Annotated in this window: 16 protein-coding genes; 13 read left to right on the plus strand and 3 right to left on the minus strand. The window is 67.4% G+C overall.

Annotated elements, in window-relative coordinates; all coding sequences use genetic code 11:
• The first annotated feature begins 18 nt into the window (after positions 1-18).
• Together ACFSGX_RS10935 and ACFSGX_RS10940 are read left to right on the plus strand one after the other, a co-directional pair.
• Entirely contained in the window at positions 19-819 is an 801-nt protein-coding gene (locus ACFSGX_RS10935; RefSeq protein ID WP_380929802.1) for a Crp/Fnr family transcriptional regulator, read from the plus strand.
• An 80-nt stretch (positions 820-899) separates the two neighbouring features.
• Positions 900-1,211: a DUF6894 family protein gene (locus ACFSGX_RS10940; protein ID WP_380929804.1), complete on the plus strand. Its 312-nt coding sequence runs from the start codon at positions 900-902 to the stop codon at positions 1,209-1,211.
• 105 nt (positions 1,212-1,316) lie between these two features.
• Here ACFSGX_RS10940 and ACFSGX_RS10945 read toward each other — a convergent pair whose 3' ends face one another.
• The 3 genes from ACFSGX_RS10945 to ACFSGX_RS10955 all read right to left on the minus strand — a co-directional run bounded on the left by ACFSGX_RS10945 (position 1,317) and on the right by ACFSGX_RS10955 (position 5,341).
• Complete coding sequence (locus tag ACFSGX_RS10945) at positions 1,317-1,769, minus strand: hypothetical protein (protein WP_380929806.1); 453 nt, start codon at positions 1,767-1,769, stop codon at positions 1,317-1,319.
• A gap of 99 nt (positions 1,770-1,868) precedes the next feature.
• Complete coding sequence (locus tag ACFSGX_RS10950; protein WP_380929808.1) at positions 1,869-2,963, minus strand: acetate/propionate family kinase; 1,095 nt, start codon at positions 2,961-2,963, stop codon at positions 1,869-1,871.
• Positions 2,951-5,341 (minus strand): phosphoketolase family protein, encoded by a 2,391-nt coding sequence (locus tag ACFSGX_RS10955; protein WP_380929809.1) that lies wholly within the window; start codon positions 5,339-5,341, stop codon positions 2,951-2,953. The genes ACFSGX_RS10950 and ACFSGX_RS10955 overlap by 13 nt, the downstream gene beginning before the upstream one ends.
• 324 nt (positions 5,342-5,665) lie before the next feature.
• Here ACFSGX_RS10955 and ACFSGX_RS10960 point away from each other — a divergent pair, with 324 nt between their 5' ends.
• From ACFSGX_RS10960 to ACFSGX_RS11010, 11 genes are all read left to right on the plus strand, one after another.
• Positions 5,666-6,169 (plus strand): 2Fe-2S iron-sulfur cluster-binding protein, encoded by a 504-nt coding sequence (locus ACFSGX_RS10960; protein ID WP_380929811.1) that lies wholly within the window; start codon positions 5,666-5,668, stop codon positions 6,167-6,169.
• Positions 6,166-7,164 (plus strand): FAD binding domain-containing protein, encoded by a 999-nt coding sequence (locus ACFSGX_RS10965; RefSeq protein ID WP_380929813.1) that lies wholly within the window; start codon positions 6,166-6,168, stop codon positions 7,162-7,164. Before ACFSGX_RS10960 ends, ACFSGX_RS10965 begins: the two co-directional genes overlap by 4 nt.
• On the plus strand, positions 7,161-9,494 hold the full coding sequence (locus ACFSGX_RS10970; RefSeq protein ID WP_380929814.1) for a xanthine dehydrogenase family protein molybdopterin-binding subunit: 2,334 nt from the start codon (positions 7,161-7,163) through the stop codon (positions 9,492-9,494). The genes ACFSGX_RS10965 and ACFSGX_RS10970 overlap by 4 nt, the downstream gene beginning before the upstream one ends.
• Positions 9,495-9,627: 133 nt before the next feature.
• Entirely contained in the window at positions 9,628-10,536 is a 909-nt protein-coding gene (locus ACFSGX_RS10975; protein WP_380929816.1) for a LysR family transcriptional regulator, read from the plus strand.
• 230 nt (positions 10,537-10,766) lie between these two features.
• Complete coding sequence (locus ACFSGX_RS10980; protein ID WP_380929818.1) at positions 10,767-13,112, plus strand: TonB-dependent receptor; 2,346 nt, start codon at positions 10,767-10,769, stop codon at positions 13,110-13,112.
• A 29-nt stretch (positions 13,113-13,141) separates the two neighbouring features.
• On the plus strand, positions 13,142-14,416 hold the full coding sequence (locus tag ACFSGX_RS10985; RefSeq protein ID WP_380929820.1) for a M20/M25/M40 family metallo-hydrolase: 1,275 nt from the start codon (positions 13,142-13,144) through the stop codon (positions 14,414-14,416).
• Positions 14,417-14,475: 59 nt separating this feature from the next.
• Complete coding sequence (locus tag ACFSGX_RS10990) at positions 14,476-17,241, plus strand: M14 family metallopeptidase (protein ID WP_380929822.1); 2,766 nt, start codon at positions 14,476-14,478, stop codon at positions 17,239-17,241.
• 161 nt (positions 17,242-17,402) lie between these two features.
• Positions 17,403-19,610 carry a sensor domain-containing phosphodiesterase gene (locus tag ACFSGX_RS10995; RefSeq protein ID WP_380929824.1) on the plus strand — a complete coding sequence of 736 codons (2,208 nt, stop codon included), beginning with the start codon at positions 17,403-17,405 and terminating at the stop codon, positions 19,608-19,610.
• A gap of 34 nt (positions 19,611-19,644) precedes the next feature.
• A complete protein-coding gene (locus tag ACFSGX_RS11000; RefSeq protein WP_380929826.1) occupies positions 19,645-20,577 on the plus strand; it encodes a glutaminase in 933 nt (310 codons plus the stop codon).
• On the plus strand, positions 20,574-21,656 hold the full coding sequence (gene dinB / locus ACFSGX_RS11005; protein WP_380929828.1) for a DNA polymerase IV: 1,083 nt from the start codon (positions 20,574-20,576) through the stop codon (positions 21,654-21,656). Before ACFSGX_RS11000 ends, dinB begins: the two co-directional genes overlap by 4 nt.
• On the plus strand, positions 21,653-22,411 hold the full coding sequence (locus tag ACFSGX_RS11010; protein ID WP_380929830.1) for a 3'-5' exonuclease: 759 nt from the start codon (positions 21,653-21,655) through the stop codon (positions 22,409-22,411). Before dinB ends, ACFSGX_RS11010 begins: the two co-directional genes overlap by 4 nt.
• Positions 22,412-22,440: the final 29 nt, after the last annotated feature.

A 22,440-nucleotide genomic window follows, 5' to 3' on the forward strand; every position in this document is an offset into this window, starting at 1 on the left:
AAACACAGAATAGATGTCATGGAATCATCGTTGAAAGCGACTATCGAACTGTTCGTCAAACGGCTGATGTCACGTTCTGCTTTGACGGATAAGGAGGTTTCGGCATTGCTGGAGCTTCGCGGTTCTCCCAAGGTCTATCGATCGCATAGCGATCTGGTCAGGCGCGGTGATTTGCTCGAGCACTCCTGCCTGGTGGTCGACGGGCTCGTCGGCCGTTTCGGTCAGAATGGTGAGGGCGAGCGACAGATCTCCGGCCTGTACATCGCCGGCGACATGGCGGATCTGCCGTCTGTCGTCAGCCCGGCAGCAGGCTGGGGGATCGGCTCTCTCAGCCAGACGACCATCCTGCGCATCCCGCATGTCCAGCTCCGGCACTTGGCCAGCCAGTATCCGGGAATTGCGGAGGCGTTCTGGCGCGATTGCGTCGCCGATGGTTCGATTTTCTCGGAATGGGTCGTGAATGTCGGGCGCCGCGACTCGCTCTCGCGCCTCGCCCATCTTTTCTGCGAAATGGCGGTCCGCTCCGAACGCGCCGGCCTGGGCGATCGAACATTCTTCCGGCTGCCCATCACCCAGATCGATCTTGCCGACGCGACCGGCCTCACGGGCGTCCACGTCAACCGCATCCTGAAAAAGCTGCGGGAGGCGTCGATCGCCAACTTCCGTTCCGGCGAAGTGACGATCCAGGATTGGGATCAACTCGTGTCGGTCGGCGATTTCGATCCGGCCTTCCTCCTGTTCGGCGGGCCATCCCCGCGGATCACCGAACCGACCGGATCATCGATGAAGAACGTTCCGCAGCCTGCACCGGCGGCCTGATACGCGCGCTTGCCGAACGGATCGCGTATCCGATCGCGCAAGACCATGTTCCAGCGCGACTGTCGCCGTTTTCGGGCGTAATGATCCACGATGAGATCGATGACCGGGTCCGCAAAACTTCGGTCACCGCGTCCGTTCGGAGCAATTCCATGCCACAATATTTCTTCCATACGCAAACGGCATCGCGCGAAACGGACGAAGACGGGCTGGATTTGACCGGCCCTGTTCAGGCCAGGCAGCAGGCTATTCAAACCTGCGGCCAGATGATGCGCGATGCACCGGAAAGCTTCTGGGGCTCCCGCCCATGGAACGTCACCGTCACGGACGCCGCCGGTGTGGTCCTGTGGGAAATCACGATGGACGGTATCTCGACCGCCGCGGCCCCGGACTGATCCGCGCCAAAACGCGACGCCCTGCTGTCCCCACGTCGTCGTCGATCTGGCGCTCAACCACGCTCTGGTTTCAGACGGCTGAACGATATCAACCGGCCCGCATCCCTATTCGGAAATGCGGGAGAACAGCGCACTGCGGTCCGCGAGTTGGTCCATCCGCGCCGCCGCGTCCGTCGTCGATCGACCGGAGGCCGGCGTCGGGCCGGGCCGCACGAACAGCGCCATGTCATGGACCGCCTCGCGCTGGTCGCGCGACCCACCCGCCAGCATCGCGACCACGACATGCTCCAGCGCCACGACCCGGTCGCGCATATCCGCATCGTTCCGCACGGACGGCGTCATATCCGGCTCTGGCTGACCCTGTTCGCGACCGGGTCTTTCGCCGCCCTGCACCGATCGATCCCCATCGAGCTTGAGCGCCGTCAGTCGCGCGCCATAGGCGTTGGCGATCCCGACATGCGAAGCACGCGCGCACGCGTTCGTGGACGCCAGCGCCAGGGCGGTGGATTGGGCGATCCGGCCCGTGCAATACGTGACTTCATCCGCATAGCTGGACATCTCGAACTCCCGTCGCGCGCGCCGCGTTCGATCCCGAACCCCGGCCAAGGCGATAATCTCTGGCCGCGCATCCCCCGTCTGGCGACGCTCGGATACTACCTAGGCCGCGTCGCGGGCCGCCGGGATCAGCACCTTCACATGCCGCGCGATCTGCGCCTCCTCGTCGGACGGGCAGACCCGGACCACGCAACCATGCTGCGATCCGCCGGCACCCTCGCCGGGCAACACGACCCCCGCCCACGCCAGATCGGCGCAGATCCTGCGCCGCACGTCCGCGTCATGCTCCCCGATGCCGCCGGTGAAGACGATCGCATCCGCACCGCCCAGCGCCGTCATCATCCCCGCAATCTGCTTGGCGACCGATCGGCAGAACATCGCGATCGCCAGGGCGGCGTCCTCCCCCGGCGCGGCATGGAGAACGCGCATGTCGCCCGACAGCCCGGACACCCCCCGCATCCCCGCGTCGCGGTCCACGATCGCCTCGATCGCATCCGCACCGCATCCGCGCGTCCGCATCAGGTGGATCAGCACGCCCGGGTCGATGTCGCCCGTTCGGCTACCCATCATGACGCCACCTGTCGGGGTCAGTCCCATGCTCGTATCGATCGACCGGCCGTCCCGCACCGCGGTCACACTCGCTCCGTTCCCCAGATGCGCGACCACCAGCCGCCCGGGCACGTCCTCGCCCAGCTGATGCACGACCGACTCGCACGACAGCCCGTGAAACCCGTAGCGATGGATTCCCTCCGCCCACATCGCCCGCGGGATCGGCAGCGTGCGCGCGATATCGGGCATATCGGCATAGAACGCCGTATCGAAACACGCGACCTGCACAGCGTCCGGATAGCGTGCGGTCGCCGCGCGGAGCAGCGCCAGCGCGGCCGGCACATGCAACGGCGCGAACGGTTCCGCCTCGTCCAGCTCGCGGATCACCGCGTCATCGACCACACAATGCCGCACCAGCTTCGGTCCGCCGTGCACGATCCGATGCCCGACCGCGACCGGTGCCGGCACACCGGCCTCCGCCAGCGCGGCATCGATCGCCGCGAACGCCGCCGCCCCGTCCCCCGCATCGACCTGACCGTCGACGATCGCCCGCGCCTCCGCACGCGCGATATCGAACGCCGCATATTTCAGCGACGACGACCCGCTGTTCAGCACCAGTACGACGCGCGGACCTGTCACGTCGGCCACTGCCAGTCGCGCACCTCCGGCATGTCGTCGCCCTGTTCGGCGATGTAGAGCTTGTGGCGCTCCAGCGTCGTCCAGTAGCGCGCCGTCTCGGCCGGCACCCGGTCCGCCAGCCGCGGGATCCGCTCGATCGCATCCAGCGCCAGCCGGTACCGGTCGAGATCGTTCAGTACGACCATGTCGAACGGCGTCGTCGTGGTCCCGCGCTCCTTGTACCCCCGCACATGGATGTTGCGGTGGTTGGCGCGCGCATAGGTCAGCTTGTGGATCAGCGCGGGGTAGCCGTGAAACGCGAAGATCACCGGCTTGTCCGCGGTGAACAGCGCCTCGAACGCGCGGTCGTCCAGCCCGTGCGGATGTTCCGACTGCGGCTGCAGCACCATCAGGTCGACGACGTTCACCACCCGGATCCGGATGTCCGGCACATACGCCCGCAGCATCGTCACCGCCGCCAGCGTCTCCAGCGTCGGCACGTCGCCCGCGCACGCCATCACGACATCCGGGTCCGCATCGTCCCCCGCCCAGTCCCAGATGCCGGCCCCCACCGTGCAATGCCGCACCGCTGCGTCCATGCCCAGCCACTGCCAGTCGGGCTGCTTGCCCGCGACGATCACGTTCACATAGCCCCGGCTGCGCAAGGCATGATCGGCGACGGATAACAGGCAGTTCGCATCCGGCGGCAGGTAGATCCGCGCCACGTCCGCGGTCTCGTTGGTAATATGATCGATGAACCCCGGATCCTGATGCGACAGGCCATTATGGTCCTGCCGCCAGACATGCGACGTCAGCAGATAGTTCAGCGACGCGATCGGCCGGCGCCACGGGATCGACTTGGTCACCTTCAGCCACTTGGCATGCTGGTTCACCATCGAATCGACGATGTGGACGAACGCCTCGTAGCAGGAAAACAGCCCGTGCCGCCCGGTGAGCAGATACCCCTCCAGCCAGCCCTGGCAGAGATGCTCGCTCAGCACCTCCATCACCCGCCCGTCGGTGGACAGGTCCTCGTCGACCGCATCGATCTCGGCCATCCAGACCTTGCCCGCCACGTCGTACACGTCGGCCAGCCGGTTCGACGCGGTCTCGTCCGGCCCGAACAGCCGGAAATTCTTGGCGTCCATGCTGAACTTCATGACGTCGCGCAGGTAGCGGCCGAGCACCCGCGTCGCCTCCGCCTTCACCTGCCCCGCGACCGGAACCGGCACGGCGTAGGCATGGAAGTCCGGCAGCGACAACGGCTGGAGCAACTCGCCGCCATTGGCATGCGGGTTCGACCCCATCCGCCGATGCCCGGTCGGCGCAAGCGAGGCATAGTCGTCCAGGAACTTGCCGTCCGCATCGAACAGCTCCTCCGGGCGGTAGCTTCGCATCCACGCATCCAACTGGCGAATATGCTCGGGGTTCTTGAAGTCCGCGATCGGCACCTGGTGCGACCGCCACGTCCCCTCGACCGGCTTGCCGTCGACCGCCTTCGGCCCGGTCCAGCCCTTCGGCGTCCGGAACACGATCATCGGCCACCGCGGTCGCTCCACGATCGCCCCGTCCGCCCGCGCCGTCGCCTGGATCGCCTTGATCCGCGCCAGCGCCGCGTCGAGCGCGCTCGCCAGCTGCTGATGCACCACCGCCGGGTCCGACCCTTCGACGTACAACGGCTCATGCCCGTACCCGCGCAGCAACGCGTCGAGTTCGCCACGATCGATCCGCGCCAGGATCGTCGGGTTGGCGATCTTGTACCCGTTCAGGTGCAGGATCGGCAGCACCGCGCCGTCGCGCGCCGGGTTCAGGAATTTGTTGCTGTGCCAGCTTGCCGCCAGCGCACCCGTCTCCGCCTCGCCGTCGCCCACGATGCAGGCGACCAGCAGGTCCGGATTGTCGAACGCCGCGCCGTACGCATGCGCCAGCGAATAACCCAGCTCGCCGCCCTCGTGGATCGACCCCGGCGTCTCCGGCGCGACATGGCTCGGGATCCCGCCCGGCCAGGAAAACTGCCGGAACAGCCGATGCATCCCCGACCGGCTCCGCTCGATCGCCGGATAGCGCTCGGTATACGACCCCTCCAGATAGGTATGGGCCACCAGCCCCGGCCCGCCATGCCCCGGCCCGATGATGTTGATCATGTCCAGATCATGCTCGACGATCAGCCGGTTCAGGTGGACGTAGAGGAAGTTCAGCCCCGGTGTCGTCCCCCAATGCCCCAGCAACCGCGGCTTCACGTCCGCGACGGTCAGCGGCCGATCGAGCATCGCATTGTCGCGCAGGTAGATCTGCCCCACCGACAGATAGTTTGCCGCCCGCCAATACCCGTCCATCCGCCGCAGCATGTCCGGGGACAGGGGGGCCGCGACATCCGTCGTACTCGTTCGGTCTTGGTCGATCATCATACGGCCCGATCTCTGGCGCGGCGGATCGGGGCATCGCCGGCCACGCATCGGCCCGGCGTCGTCGATCCTGTTCCGGGTGAAGCCTTCGCGCTACGCGTTTGTCCGCAGGATCATGAGCCTCGGAGATTACGTAGGCTGAACTTCGAACAGAGAACGCCTGGCGCATCGAACCTCTCCGCGCCGTCATCACGGTGCAATCGCACCTGCGCTAAAGTCTGAAATCAAATCGCGGTCACCGCCTGACGCGTCGTGCGCGGCATGGTATGACCGATCGAAACGGACCGATCCCGCCGCATGTATGGCGGGCCCGCGCAGGAGATTGCGATGTCGATCATCATCAATGGCTCGCCGGCCGCCTTGCCGGCCGATCCGCGGACGTCGCTGCTCGATCTGTTGCGCGACACGCTTGCGCTGCCCGGCACCAAGAAGGGCTGCAACCAGGGCGCGTGCGGGGCCTGCACCGTGCTGGTCGACGGCGATCGCATCCTGTCCTGCCTCGCGCTCGCAGTGCAGTATGACGGGCGGCACGTCACCACGATCGAGGGGCTGGCCGAGGACGGCGCGCTCCATCCGTTGCAGCAGGCGTTCGTCGTCCATGACGGGTTCCAGTGCGGCTACTGCACCCCCGGCCAGATCTGCTCCGCGATCGGCATGGCGGCCGAGGCGAAGCGCGGCATCCCCAGTCACGTCAGCGAGGATCTGAGCGCCGACGTCGTGCTGACCCGGGCGGAGTTGCAGGAGCGGATGAGCGGCAATCTCTGCCGCTGCGGTGCGCATAACGGCATCATCGACGCGATCAGCGAATATAACACGGAGGTCGCGGCATGAACCCGTTTCGCTATGCCCGTGCCGACGATGCGGCCGACGCCGTCGCCCTCGTCACCGCCGGCGGCACCGCGGCCTTTCTCGGCGGCGGCACCAACCTGGTCGATCTGATGCGTGAGACGGTCGCGCGCCCGGACAGCCTGGTCGACGTCAGCGGCCTGTCCGACGAGATCACCGAAACCGACACGGGCGGCCTGCTGATCGGCGCCGCGGTCCGCAACACCGCGCTGGCCGGTCATCTGTCGGTGCGGACGCGCTACCCGTTGCTGTCCCGCGCGATCCTGGGCGGCGCATCGGCGCAGATCCGCAACATGGCGACGGTCGGCGGCAACATCCTGCAACGCACGCGCTGCACCTATTTCTACGACACCGCCGGATCGCGCTGCAACAAGCGCGACCCCGGCGCCGGCTGCGACGCGATCGGCGGGTTCAACCGCATCCACGCGATCCTCGACGCCTCGCCGGAATGCGTCGCGACCCACCCGTCGGACATGTGCGTCGCACTCGCCGCGCTCGACGCCACGGTCCATATTCGCAGTTCGGGCGGCGCCCGCACGATCGCGTTCACGGATCTGCACCGCGCGCCGGGCGAGACCCCTGAATATGACACCGTCCTGGAACCGGGCGATCTGATCGTCGCGGTCGAACTGCCGGCACTCCCGTTCGGCGCGCACTCGACCTACCGCAAGGTCCGCGACCGGGCGAGCTACGCCTTCGCGCTGGTGTCCGTCGCCGCCGCGCTCGACGTGCAGGACGGCCAGGTCCGCGACGTGCGGATCGCACTTGGCGGCGTCGCACACCGCCCGTGGCGCGCCTGGAAGGCGGAGGCGGCACTGCGCGGCGCGCCCGCCACCGCGCAGTCCTACCGCGACGCGGCCGATGCGGAGTTGGCCGACGCCCGCCCGCTCAGCGACAACGGCTTCAAGATCGAACTCGCCCGGCGCACGATCGTCGCCGTGCTGACCGAACTCGCCGGCCCCGACGGAGAAGCAGCATGAGCATCGTCGACACCGCAAAGTCCGCAGCGCAAGGCGTCGTGCAGGGCGTCATGTCCAAGCTCGTGCCGCTCGCCCCCGACAGCTGGATTCCCGGCGGCACGCCCGATCCGCTGATCCGCCACCAGCACGGTCTGATCGGCACGGAGGTCTCGCGGCTCGACGGCCCGCTCAAGGTGCGCGGCGCGGCCCGGTTCGCCGCGGAGGTCCCGCTCGACAACCTGACCTACGCCGCGCTCGTCTTCTCGACGATCGCGCGCGGCCGGATCGCCACGCTCGACACGACCGCGGCGGAGGCGGCCCCCGGCGTCGTGCTCGTCATGACCCACCGCAACGCGCTGCAGATGAATGCGCCCGCGATGTTCGGCACGTCGGCCACCGCCTGCGGAGCGAGCAACCTGCCGGTGATGCAGGACGACCAAGTCCACTGGAACGGCCAGCCGGTCGCGCTCGTCCTCGCCGAAACGCAGGAGCAGGCCGATCATGCCGCGTCGCTGATCGCGGTCGGTTACGCCGCCGACCCGTCGGTCACCGCCTTTGCTCATGCCAAGGCGCAAGGCACCAAGCCCGGCCTGTTCATGGGCCAGCCGCTCCAGAACATCGTCGGCGATGCGGAGGCGACGCTCGCGAAGGCACCGCACAAGGTCGACCAGACCTACCGCACCCCCCGCCACAACCACAACGCGATCGAACCGCACGCCGCCACCATCGCCTGGGACGGCGACACCTTGCTCCTCCACGACGCGACGCAGATGGTGAGCAGCCACGCCGCGACCGTCGCCGACATCTTCGGGCTCCAGGCGGATCAGGTCCGCGTGATCTCGCCCTATGTCGGCGGCGGGTTCGGGTCGAAGGCGCTGTGGGATCACCAGATCCTGGGTGCCGCCGCGGCGCGGCTCGTCGGCCGCCCGGTCCGCATCGCCCTGTCGCGCGAGGGCGTCTACCGCATCGTCGGCGGTCGCACGCTGACCGAGCAGCGCGTCGCACTCGGCGCGGAGCCGGACGGTCGCTTCACCGCGCTGATCCACGACGGCACGGTGGCGATGACGCCGCACAACAACATGCCCGAACCGTTCATCCTCGGCACGCGCTCCGGCTATGCCGCGGACAGTTTCAAGCTGTCGGTCGACACCGTCACGATGAACATGATGGCCAACACCTTCATGCGCGCGCCCGGTGAATCCGTCGGCACCTTCGCGCTGGAATCGGCGATCGACGAACTCGCCGACGAACTCGGCATGGACCCGATCGCGCTGCGCATCCGCAACGAGCCGACCAAGGATCCGCTGTCCGGCCTGCCCTTTTCCTCCCGCCACCTCGTCGCCGCATGGCGCGCGGGGGCGGAACGGTTCGGCTGGGACGCGCGGCCTGCGGTGCCGGGGTCGCGGCGCGAAGGCGAATGGCTGGTCGGCATGGGCTGTGCCGCCGCGACCTACCCCTATTACCGCATGCCCGGCGCCGCCGCGCGCATCACGCTGACCCGCGACGGGGAGGCGCTGATCGAGGTCGCCGCGCACGAGATGGGCATGGGCACCACCACCACGACGGCGATGATCGCCGCCGAACGGCTCGGCCTGCCGATCGATCGGATCATGGTGCGTTACGGCGACTCGATCATCCCCGGCGCGATCATGGCCGGCGGATCGCAACAGACCGCGGCGATCGGCGCGGCGGTCATCGCCGCGCACCGCGCACTCGTCGCCGAACTGCTCAAGCTCGCCGGCAACGACTCTCCGCTCGCCGGTCTGTCACCGGACGAGGTCGGCAGCGAGGATGGCGGCCTCACCCGGATCGACGACGCCACCCGCCGCGAAAGCTACGCCTCGATCCTCGGCCGGGCGCAGCGTGACACCGTCGTCGTCGCGGAACAGGCATCGCCCCCGCTCGAACAGATGCACTGGTCGATGCACTCCTACGGCGCGATGTTCTGCGAAGCGCGCGTCAACGCGGTCACCGGTGAAACCCGCATCGCGCGGTTCCTAGGCTCGTTCGACACCGGCCGCATCCTCAACCACAAGACCGCACGCAGCCAGTTTCGCGGTGGCATCATCATGGGCCTCGGCATGGCGCTGATGGAGGAAACGCAGTTCGACGAGCGCAACGGCCGGATCATGAACCCCAGCCTGGCCGAATATCACATGCCCGTGCATGCCGATGTGCCCGACATCGACGTGATCTGGACCGACATCGCCGATCCGCACACCCCGATGGGTGCGCACGGCATCGGCGAAATCGGCATCACCGGCGTCGCCGCCGCGGTCGCCAACGCGGTCCACAACGCCACCGGCCGCCGCGTCCGCGACCTGCCGATCACACTGGACAAGCTGCTCTAGGCCCGCACGCCTCACTGCCGTTGCGGGCCGGCCACGGTCGCTGTTGCCGGCCCGCAACATGTCTTGACAGCGCAGGTCGATCCCCGGACCTTGGACCCGACATTGCCGTCGGACTCCATCAGCGGGCGCGACCATGAATTCACGTCAGATCGAGGTTTTCCACGCCGTTTATTCCAGCAAGTCGGTCAGCGCCGCCGCCCGGATCCTGAACGTCTCGCAACCCTCGGTCAGCAAGATCCTGAAGCACACAGAAGACCGCCTCGGCTTCAGCCTGTTCCAGCTCGTCCGCGGGCGGCTGGTCGCGACCGAGGAAGCGCATATCCTGTTCGGCAAGGCAGACGAACTCAACACCCGCATCGGCCTGTTCCAGCAGACCGCACGCAACCTGAAATCCAGTACCGAAGGGATCATCCGGATCGGCGTGCTGCCCTCGCTCGCGCTGTCCGTGGTGCCGGAGGCGATCGCGCGGTTCGGTGCGGTGGCCCCGCGCGTCGGCTTCGACATCAGCACGATTCATCACGACACGTTCCGCACGGCGCTCACCGCGCGCGACTGCGATTTTGTGATCGGCCATCACCTGCTGCGCGATCCCGGCATCACCCCCGTCCCGCTCGGCACCGGGCGGCTCGGCGCGCTGTTCCGGCGCGACCTGATCCCCGGCGCGCACGACCGGATCGACCGCGACATGCTGCGCGACCATGACGTCATCAGCCTGGCGCCCAGCGTCGCGATCGCCGGCCTCGCCGCACCGTTGCTGGCGGACCGGCCGTCGCGTCGCCGCGTCATTACGGTCCGAACGGTCTATGTCGCCGGTGCGCTGGCGCGGGAGGGGGCGGGCGTCGCGATCATCGACGAATTTACCGCGCGCGGCCTCGCCACGCCCGACCTCTGCTTCCTGCCGCTCGATCCGGTCGTCACGTTCGACCTGAATGCGCTGCACATGGCCGAACTTCCGCTGTCGCGCCTGACGCGCAGCTTCCTCGATCTCGTCCGCCAGATCCTCGTCCCCGCCGCGGGCAGTCCGGGCGCCACCCCGGCCTGACGGCGCACCCGCGCGGGCGCCATGCCCAAAAGCTATGACCTGCATCCGAAATGATCGGGACATGTCATAAATTATACCGCGCGCGTTCGAACAGGCGACATATAGTGGCGATCACGGGAGAGGCGGGGACATAAACAAATCTCTATTCCGTGTCGGGGGACATAATCGATGCACGCGTGCCAAGCGCGGCATCTCGCCGGAATGGACGTAAGCCCAGGGGGGCCGCCGTCATGATTGCTCTACTCCGTACGCAGCTGCTGCTCGGCGCCGCGATGTCGGTCGCCACGCCGGCGCTGGCCCAGCAGGCCGCCGAGACCGCACCGCCCGCCGATGCCACCACCGCGGATAGCGACCCGAACACCATCGGCGCATCGCGGGGCGAGTCGGGCGAGATCGTCGTCACCGCGCTGAAGCGCGCCGCGACGGTGCAGACGATCCCGATCGCGATCACCGCGCTCGGCGACAAGGGGCTCGCCAACCTCGGCGCCACGACGATCGCCGACATCATCCGCCAGGTCCCCGGCCTCCAGCTGACCGAAAGCGACTCCGGCCGCACGCGCGTGTCGATCCGCGGCGTCCAGGCGGCCGGGGAATCCACTGTCGGGCTCTACTACGGCGAAACCCCGCTCACCGGCCCGTCGGGCGTCAGCTCCGATCCCGGCGGCAACACCCCAAACCTGAACCTGTTCGATGTCGAACGGGTCGAGGTGCTGCGCGGGCCGCAGGGAACGCTCTACGGCTCCGGTTCGATGGGCGGCACGCTGCGCGTCCTGTTCAAGCAACCCGACGCAACGCGCTACGAAGGGGCCACCGAACTCCAGATCTCGGACACCCGTAACGGATCGCTCGGCTTCTTCGCCAAGGGCGCGGTCAACGTGCCGCTGATCGCGGACAAGCTCGCCGCGCGCGCCGTCCTCTACCGCGAACGCAGCGGCGGCTTCGTCGACTATACCACCCTGCCGCGCCGCGACGTGAACCGCGCTAATTTCGAAGGCGGCCGCTTCATGCTCGGCCTGACGCCGAACGAGGACATCTCGATCGTCGGCACCGCGCTCGTCCAGACGCAGCGGATCGGCGGCACGTCGCAATGGACCTCCACGCTCGGGCCCTACCAGAACGACGCGCAGGTGTTTCAGCCGTGGTACGACAAGCTACAGCTCTACAACGGCACCGGCCGGTTCGACCTGGGCTTCGCCACCGTCACCGCCATCACGTCCTGGTATAAATGGAAGGTCGAATCGACGAACGACAACGTCCGATCCTATGCGAACGTCATCTCGCGCAACACGTGGTGCCCGCTCTACACGCGGATCCAGACCGGCGTGAACACGACGACCTGCAACGCCGCGCAACGCACAGCCTACCAGGCCTATGCCCAGTCCAAGCAGCCGATCGGCGCGTTCCAGCCGCGGTTCGTCAAGAACTTCACCAACGAACTGCGCGTCTCGTCGAACGGCACCGGCCCGTTCTCCTACACCGTCGGCATGTTCCTAGAGGACCGCAACGACCGCGTCGACACCATCGTGTTCCCGGGCGACGCCGCAACCGGGGAACAGCGCCAGCCGACCGAAAATCTCGGCGGCCGCTACGTCACCAGCGCGGTGAAGCAAACCGCGTTCTTCGGCGAGGGCAGCTACCGCATCCTCGAACCGCTGACCGCGACGATCGGCCTGCGCCATTACGACTTCAAGAAGACGGTCGGCGGCGAATATCTCGGCTACAACTTCTTCAACGGGCAGGAACCGCGCGCCTATGAGGAAACGACCGCCAACGCCAAAGGCTGGGTGAAGAAGTTCAATCTCGACTTCAGGCTGTCGCGCAACGTCCTGCTCTATGCCAACGCCGCGCAGGGCTTCCGCCCCGGCGGCGCGAACAACATCCCCAACCTGCCGTCGCAATATCTGGTCTACGCGCCGGACTCGCTCTGGAACTACGAAGTCGGCGTCAAGACGTCGCTGTTCGATCGGCGCGCGACGCTCAACGTCACCGCCTACCGCACCGATTGGAAGGACGTGCAGACCTCTGTCTCTACGCTCCAGACCGGCGGCGGCAACTTCTCCTTCATCTACAACCTCGCCGGCGTGACGGTGGAGGGGCTGGAAGTGGAAGCGACCGCCAATCCGTTCGCCGGGCTCTCGTTCAACGGCTCGTTCAATTACAATAATGCCCGGCTCGATGCGGATCAGGTCGATGACACCGGCTTCGTCGTCGCCGCCGGGCTCGAAGGCGACAAGCTGACCTACGTGCCGCGCATGACCGCGTCGGCGGGTGCCGAATATCGCTGGCCGCTGTTCGGCAATTTCGAAGGTTACGCGCGTGCCGACTATACCTACACCGGCAAGATGAACACCGAACTGCGCCCGACCAACGCCTTCTACCGCGAGGTCGGCAAGTTCAGCATCGTGAACGCCAGGATCGGTATGGAAACCGGCGACTTCGGTGTCTTCCTGTTCGTCAACAATGTCTTCGACGAACTCGGCATCAACCGGGTCAGTTCGGCGACCGGCGTGTCGGATACCTATGTCAGCGCCCGCCCGCGCACCGTCGGCCTCAACATGCGCAAGAGCTTCCGCTGATGCCCCGCCTTTCCAGAAGGACACTCGCCGTGAACCACCCCCTCCTCGCCCTCGCCGCCGCACTCGCGCTCCCCGCCGCGGCTGCCAACGCCGCCGACTATGACGCCAGCGCCAAAGCGTTGCTCGCCAGCCCGAAGTTCAAGGCGGCCAAGGCGAAGATCGACGCCGACTACGACACCGTCGTCGCCGACATCGTCAAGCTCACCGAAATCCCCGCCCCGCCCTTCAAGGAAGCGGCCCGCGCCGCCGCCTATTCCGACATGCTGAAGGCGGTCGGCCTGACCGACGTCACCACCGATGCGGAGGGCAACACCTACGGCATCCGCAAGGGCACCGGCGGCGGCCCGCTGATCGTCATCTCCGCGCATATGGACACGGTGTTCCCGGAAGGCACCGTCACCAAGGTCCGGCGCGAGGGCAACAAGCTCTATGCCCCCGGCGTCGGCGACGACACGATGAGCCTGCCCGTGCTGCTCACCTTCGTCCGCGCGATGGACGCGGCCAAGTTCACCACCACGTCCGACATCGTCTTCATGGGCAATGTGGGCGAGGAAGGCCCGGGCGACCTGCGCGGCATGCGGTACCTTTTCACCAAGGGGCCGATGAAGGACCGTGTGAAGGCGTTCATCTCGTTCGAACCCGGTCTCGCCGGGCGGATCACCGACGCCGGCACCGGATCGCGGCGCTACAAGGTGACGTTCAAGGGGCCCGGCGGCCATTCGATGGGCGCGTTCGGCACCGTCAACCCGGCCTATGCGATGGCCGCCGCGATGATCGAATTCGGCAAGATGCAGGTGCCGAAGGAGCCGCGCACCGTCTACAATGTGGGCATCGTCGAGGGCGGCACCTCGGTCAATTCGATCCCGTTCGAAACCGCGATGACCATCGACATGCGGTCGAACGGCAAGGCGGAACTGGCCGCGGAGGAGCAGACCTTCCTCGCCATCCTGCCGCGCGCGGTGGCGGCCGAGAATGCGGCGCGCGACACGACCGCCGGCAAGATCAGCTTCGACGCGAAGCTGGTCGGCGATCGTCCGGTGGGGTCGACGCCCAAGACCACCGACATCCACCGCATCGCGACCGCGGTCGCGCAGGCCGGCGGCCTCACCCCGCGCTACGGCGCAGGATCGACCGACTCCAACATTCCGATGAGCCTCGGCATCCAGGCGCTCACGCTCGGCTCCGGCTTCGAAAGCTTCCGCTCCCACTCGCTCGACGAAGGGCTGACGCTCGACAAGCCTAAGAATGTGGACAGCATGGCGCTGGGGCTGGCGACCGTGCTGATGCTCGCCGGCGCGCGCTGATGCGACTGCGGCGGCCGTACCCCGCGGCCGCCGATCACCGACAGGACAGGACACCGGACATGCGTCATCTGCTGCTCGCCACCACCATGCTCGCTGCCCTGGCCGCCCCCGCGCACGCGGTCGACGCGCCCGCCACCGCGCGCACCATCGCCGCACCCGAAACCGTCGTCGGCGGCCGACCCGGCGCGGACTATTTCCTGGCCGACTATACCGCGATCTCGAAATGGCTGAACCTGGTGGCGGGCCAGACCGATCGGATGAAACTGGTCAGCATTGGCAAGACCGCGGAGGGCCGCGACCAGTATATGGCCGTCGTCTCTTCGCCCGATAACATCGCCCGGCTCGATCATTACCGCGACATCGCCAAGCGCCTCGCACTCGCCAAGGACATGACCGACGACCAGGCCAAGGCGCTGGCGGCGGAGGGCAAGGCCGTCGTCTGGATGGATGCCGGCCTGCACGCGACGGAGGTCGTCAACGCGCAGACGCACGTCCAGATCATCCACGAAATGCTCACCCGCAACGATCCCGAAACGCTCCGCCTGCTGGGCGACGACATCATGCTGTTCGTGTTCGCCAATCCGGATGGGCTCGAACTCGTCGCCGACTGGTACATGCGCGATCCGAAGAAGGTCACGACGGAATCGATCCCCGTCCTGTACCAGAAATATATCGGCCACGATAACAACCGCGACAGCTTCGCGTCGAACCAGCCCGAAACGACCAACATGAACCGCGCCGGATACCGCGACTGGTTCCCGCAGATCCTGTACAACCAGCATCAGACGGGACCGATCGGCACCGTCGTCTTCATCCCGCCATTCCGCGATCCCTATAATTTCAACAACGAACCGCTCGTCATCAACCAGACCGACGTCGTCGGCGAAATGATGCATGCCCGGCTGGTGGCGCAGGGCAAGGGCGGCTCGGTCATGCGCTCCGGCGCGCCCTATTCCACCTGGTTCAACGGCGGCGTCCGCACGGTCGGCTATTTCCACAACGTCATCGGTATCCTGACGGAGATCATCGGCAACCCGACCCCGATGGAGATCCCGCTCGTCCCGGCGAACCAATTGGCGCGCCAGGACGAGGTCCTGCCGATCGCGCCACAGCCTTGGCATTTCCAGCAGTCGATCGATTATGTGAAGGAAATGAACCGCGCGATCCTGGACTATGCCTCGCGCTACCGGGAAACCGTGCTCTACAACCGCTACGTCATGGGGCGGAACCAGATCGCCAAGGGAAGCCGCGACGAATGGATCGTCACGCCCAAGCGGATCGACGCGCTGAAGGCGGAAGGCGCAAAGCTGGCCAAGGCCAGGCCGCCCGGCGCACTCGACGATCTCGTCGGCTACAACAGCCGCGACGTCGTACCGACCGCGCTCTACGCCTCGGTCCTGCACGATCCGGCGATGCGCGCGCCGCGCGCCTACATCATCCCCGCGGACGGCCAGGCGGACATGCCGACCACCGTCAAGTTCCTTAACTCGCTCATGAAAACCGGCGTCGAGGTCCAGCGCGCACCGGCCGACTTCGACTTCGGCGGCAAGACCTACAAGGCGGGCAGCTTCGTCGTCCGCACCGATCAGGCCTACCGCCCGCATGTGCTCGACATGTTCGAACCGCAGGATCATCCGCAGGACTTCGCCTATCCCGGCGGCCCGCCGATCCGGCCCTACGACATCACCGGCTATACGCTTGCGCTCCAGATGAACGTCGCGTTCGATCGCGTGCTCGACACCCCGCCGCCCGCCTTCCCGATCGTGCCCGACGTCCTCGCCGGCCCGCCGCCCGGCGCGGTGATCGGCGCGGACTCGGCCGGCTGGGTCGTCGATCATGCGATCAACAACAGCTTCACGCTCACCAACCGCCTGCTGAAGGCCCGCCTACCGGTCGAGTGGATGACCGCCCCGACCACCGTCGCGGGCAAGACGCTCGCCCCCGGCGCGCTGTGGATTCCCGCCTCGGCCAAGGCGCGCGCGATCGTCACCGCCGCGGTCACCGAACTCGGTCTCGACGCCTACGGCATGACCGCCCGGCCGACCGGCGACGCGATCGCCGTGAAGCCCGTCCGGATCGGCCTCGTCGACCTCTACGGCGGGTCGATGGCGTCCGGCTGGACGCGCTGGATCCTCGAACAATATGAGTTTCCCTACACCAAGGTGTTTCCGCAGGAACTCGACAAGGGCGGCCTCAACCGCCGCTACGACGCGCTGGTGTTCCAGAGCGACGTGCTGGGGCGCGAGGGTCGTCCCGACCGCCCGCAACCCGCCGCCGCCACCCTGCCCGCGCAATATCGCCCCTGGCTCGGCCGCATCACGGAAGAGAAGACGCTGCCCCAGGTCGCGGCCTTCGCCCGGGCGGGCGGCACCGTCATCACCATCGGCGATGCGTCGCGACTCGGACCCGCGCTCGGCGTACCGGTCACCAACGCGCTGGCACCCGGCGGCAAGAAGCTGTCGACGACGCAATTCTACGTGCCCGGCTCGATCCTGACCGCGATGGTCGATCCGACCGCACCGCTCGCCTACGGCATGCCGGCGCGCATGAACCTGTTCTACAACAATAATCCGGTCTTCGCCGGGGCTGGCGACACCCCTGCCGCGCGCCGCGTCAGCTGGTTCGCGCAGGACGATCCGCTCGTCTCCGGCTGGGCCTGGGGCCAGCGCGCGCTGAACGGCACGGCGGGCGTCGTCGATGCCTCCGTCGGCAAGGGCAAGGTCCTGCTGATGGGGCCGGAGGTCACGCAGCGTGGCCAGCCCTATGCGACTTTCAAGTTCCTGTTCAACGGGTTACTCTACGGTAGCGGTATCACGAAACCGTAATGAACCGTGTTAACCGAGAAGTCTTTCCGACAATATCGAAGGTCCGCGCCGGTTTGCCCGGGCCTTCTCATCAGAAATATTTAGTCTTTAACTGATCTACGTTTAGACAAACGATCCAAACGTTCACATTCTGGCAACACCTGAAACCCCATCCCGGTGCCATGAATAGTCCGACGACATCTGCAGCGCTGTTCGTCCGGTCCATGGACGAGACGAACCGTCTGGACTGCGCGGCGAGCTATCGCCTGGAGGGGACCCCGGTCGCGCCGCTGTTCGATCACCTCGCCGCGCTGGGTGCGGAGCTGTTCGACGTGCCCGTCTGCCTCGTCTCGATCACGGGCCGCGAGGATCAACTGTTCATCGGCCGCTTCGGCATCGACAGCGAAACGATGCCGCGCGCGCTGTCCTTCTGCAACGAAACGCTCTGGAGCGATCAGGTACAGGTCGTGCCGGACCTCTCCGTGGACGACCGGTACCGCGCCAACCCGTTCGTCCACGGCCCCTCCGCGCTGCGCTTCTATGCCGGCACCGCCTTGTTCGGGCAGGATGGCGTGCGGATCGGCACGGTTTGCATCCTCGATACGCAGGCGCATAACGACTTCTCCGAAAATGATCGTGCACTGCTCGCCCGCCTCGCGACGATCGCGGCCAGCGCGCTCGACATCCGCCGCAACCAGTTGAGCGGCAGCGCGGCGCAACGCTTCGTCGAAACCACCACCATGGCGGTCATTACCGCCGATCATGACGGTCATATCAGCTTCTGGAACCCGGCTGCGGAGGCGCTGTTCGGTCATCCCGCGCGGGATGCGATCGGTGGCAACCTGACCATGATCATGCCCGAACGGTTCCGCGAGGCGCACCTTCACGGCGTGTCGCGCCTCGCCCAGGGCGGCAGCCCGACGTTGGCCGGCAAGACGGTGGAGGTGCAGGCGCTCCACCGCGACGGGCATGAATTCCCGATCGAAATGACGCTGTCCTTCTGGAAGACCGCCACCGGGGTCGGCTTCGGCGCGCACATCCTCGACATCTCGGTCCGCCGCGCGCGGGAGGCGCGATTGCAACATCTCGCCCATCACGACGAACTGACCGGGCTCCTCAACCGTCGCGGCTTCATGGACCGCGTGGAACGCGCACTTGCCGAAAACGGCCGCGCCACCGTCCTTGCGCTCGATCTCGATACCTTCAAGGAAGTGAACGACGCGTTCGGCCATGCGGTGGGCGATTCCTTCCTTCAGGCGCTGTCGCTGCGGCTGTCGTCCGCCATCGCCGGCGACGCCGCGCTGGGCCGCATCGGTGGCGATGAGTTCGCGGTCCTGCTGCACGGCGAAACCGGGCTGTCCCACGCCGCCGATGTCGCGCGCACGATCCTGCACGTGCTGCGCGATCCGATCACCATCGCGCAGCATCAACTGCAGGTGGGGGTCAGCATCGGCATCGCCGCCGCGCCGATCCACGCATCCGACGTAGACGAACTGATGATCCGCGCCGACCTGGCGCTGTTCCGGTCGAAACGCGACGGCGGGCGCGCCTTTTGCGTCTTCGACAACGGCATGGGCGCTGACCTTGCCGCCAACCGCGCGTTCAAGATCGAAATCGGCCGCGCGGCCAAGAACGGCGAATGGGAATTGCTGTACCAGCCGCAGGTCGCATTGCCCGACGGCCGCCTGATCGGCACGGAGGCGTTGCTGCGCTGGCGCCACCCGGAACGCGGGCTGCTGCTGCCCGGTGCCTTCCTCCCGCTGCTCGAAATGCACGCCGCCGCGTTCGAGGTCGGGACCTGGGTCATCGACCGCGCCTGCGCGCAGCTGGCCGACTGGCGCGCGCGCGGCCTCTGCATAGAACGGGTCAGCGTGAACCTGTTCGCCGCGCAGATCCGCGCCGGCAACATCGAAACCATCGTCCGCGCGGCCCTCGCCCGCCACGGGCTGGAACCGAGTGACCTGGAACTGGAGATCACCGAGACGATCGCGCTGCGCCATGACGGCGATCTCGAACCGTTGCGCGCGCTCCATGCCGCCGGCGTCGCGATCGCGTTCGACGATTTCGGCACCGGTTTCGCCTCGCTCACCACGCTCAAGCGCTTCCCGCTCTCAAGGCTCAAGATCGACAAGTCGTTCGTCACCGATCTCGTGACGGACGATCACAACGCGGCGATCGTGGAAGGCGTGATCGCGATCGGCCACCGGCTCGGCCTGCGCGTGATCGCGGAGGGGATCGAGGACGGTCCGCAGGAACGGGCGCTCGCGGCACTCGGCTGCGACGAGGGGCAGGGCTATCTCTACGGCCGCCCGATGACCGCGATGGACATCCTGAATCGCTTCATCACGCGCCACGAACGGCGACCGATCCGGGCTCTGTTCCCGATTTGACCCACTGCGGTGGGGCGCGTATCACGGACCCGTCATGCCGTTCGACGATCTTCTGGCGGGCATCGCCGCGGACATGCGCACCGTCACGGACCGCGGGCGTGTCGCCGACTATATCCCCAGCCTCGGCTCGGTCGATCCCGCCCGGTTCGGCATCGCGCTCTGCACCGCGGACGGCGCCTGCCACGTCGCGGGCGATGCGGACCTACCCTTTTCGATCCAGAGCATCTCGAAAGTCTTCGCGCTGACGCTCGCGCTCGGCAAGGTCGGCGACGCGCTCTGGTCGCGCGTCGGCCGCGAACCGTCGGGCAGCGCGTTCAACTCGATCGTCCAGCTGGAACGCGAGGAAGGCATCCCGCGCAACCCGTTCATCAACGCCGGCGCGCTGGTCTGCACCGACGTCCACCTCGCCGGCCATTCCCCACGCGAAGCGATCGGCGAGATCCTGCGCTTCGTCCGCGGGCTGGCGGACGACGACGACATCGTCGTGGACGAAACCGTCGCGCGGTCGGAGCAGGAACAGGGTTTCCGCAACGCCGCGCTCGCCAACTACATCCGCAGCTTCGGCAACCTGCAACAGCCGGTCGACGCGGTCCTCGGCACCTATTTCCACCAGTGCGCGATCGCCATGTCCTGCCGCCAACTGGCACTCGCCGGGCGCTACCTGATGCTCGGCGGCCGCTCCCCCGGTGCGGGGCGGATCGTCACGCCGCAACGCGCGCGCCGGATCAACGCGATCATGCTCACCTGCGGCCATTATGACGCGTCGGGCGACTTCGCGTTCCGCGTCGGCCTGCCCGGCAAGTCCGGTGTGGGCGGCGGTATCCTCGCGGTCGCGCCCGGCCGCGGATCGATCGCGGTCTGGTCGCCCGGCCTGAACGCACAGGGCAATTCGCAGCTGGGCACGCTCGCGCTCGAACGCGTGTCGGCGGCGCTCGGCTGGTCGATCTTCGACCCGGTGACGGCATGACCGAACCCGCCAGCAACGAAGGCCCGGATCTCACCCGGAAGATCATCCATGTCGATATGGACGCCTTCTTCGCCTCGGTCGAACAGCGCGACGATCCGGCACTCCGCGGCAAGCCCGTCGCGGTCGGCGGATCACGTGAACGCGGCGTCGTCGCGGCGGCCAGTTACGAGGCGCGGCGCTACGGCGTGCGCTCCGCGATGGCGTCGGTCACCGCACGCCGCAAATGCCCCGACCTGCTGTTCGTGCGCCCGCGGTTCGACGTCTATAAATCGGTCAGCGACCAGATTCATACGATCTTCCGCCGCCACACCGACCGCATCGAACCGCTCTCGCTGGACGAGGCCTATCTCGACGTCACCGGCGTGCCCTCCGCGCGCGATGTGGCGGAGGCGATCCGCGCCGCGATCCGCGCCGAAACCGGGCTGACCGCATCGGCCGGCGTGTCGTACAACAAGTTCCTGGCAAAGGTCGCGTCGGACCAGAACAAGCCCGACGGCATCTGCGTCATCCCGCCGTCCGCCGGCCCGCGCTTCGCCGCCGCCCTCCCGATCGGCCGGTTTCACGGCATCGGCCCGGTCACCGCCGCCAAGATGACCGAACATGGCATCCTGACCGGTGCGGACCTGCTCACCCGCCCGGCCGACTGGCTCCGCACGCGGTTCGGCAAGGCGGCCGACTATTATCTCCGCGCCGCCGCCGGGCTGGACGACCGCCCCGTGCGTTTCAACCGTATCCGCAAGTCGATCGGCGCGGAACGGACCTTTTCGGCCGACATCAGCGACGATGACGGGCTGATGGCCGCCCTCGATCCGGTGCTCGACGCGGTGTGGGAACGGATTGCGCGATCGGATGCCGCCGGAAGGACCGTGACGTTGAAGGTCAAATATCAGGATTTCCACCAGATCACCCGCGCCCGCAGCAGCCTTCACCCGGTCGCCACACGCCCGGTGCTCGACGATATCGCGCGCGGCCTGCTCCGCGATCTGCTGCCGGTGCCGAAGGGGGTGCGGCTGCTCGGCGTCACGCTGTCCGCGCTCTGCGATCGCGAACCGGTCGGCGTGACGGGGCTGCTGCTGTGACGGCGCCCGGCACCTTCATCCGCGTCGTCGACCTCGAAACCACCGGATCGCGCCCGCCCGCCCATGCGGTCTGCGAAATCGGTTGGCAGGACGTCGTGCTGGGTGACGACGGCATCTGGCAGATCGGCGGCGCGGACGGCGCGCACCTCGTCAACCCCGGCCGCCTGATCCCGCCGGTGACGCAGGCCGTCCACCACATCATCGACGAGGACGTCGCCGACGCGCCTTACTGGCCCGACATCGCGCCCACCGTGTTGCGCAGCAACGCCGTCGCGCTCGCCGCCCACCGCGCCAGCTTCGAACAGCGTTTCTGCACGCCCGCGCTGTCCGGCAACGCCGCCTGGATCTGCACCTGGAAATGCGCGCTGCGGCTCTGGCCCGGCAGCCCCTCCTTCTCCAACCAGGTCCTGCGCTACTGGCGCAAGCCCGAGGGACTCGACCGCGACCGCGGCCTCCCCGTCCACCGCGCCTTTCCGGACGCCTACGTCACGGCGCACCATCTGCGCGACATGCTCCGCACCACGCCGGTCGAAACCCTGCTCGAATGGAGCGCCCTCCCCGGCCTCCTCCCCCGCGTCCCCGCCGGCCCCTTGCGCGGCACCGCCTGGACCCTGATCGACGCCGAAGCCCTCGCCCGCTTCGCCGGCGACCGCGACGAAGACGTTCGGTACTCCGCTCAATTCGAACAACGCCGCCGCACGGGGGAGACTGAGGCTATGGTCGTGGCAAGCCCGGACCAGTCGGAGCTGTTCTAGCCCCGCTTGCAGCTTCGCCTGCCGCCTGC

Source organism: Sphingomonas arantia, assembly GCF_042682045.1.
In the GTDB taxonomy this organism is placed as follows: domain Bacteria; phylum Pseudomonadota; class Alphaproteobacteria; order Sphingomonadales; family Sphingomonadaceae; genus Sphingomonas_R; species Sphingomonas_R arantia.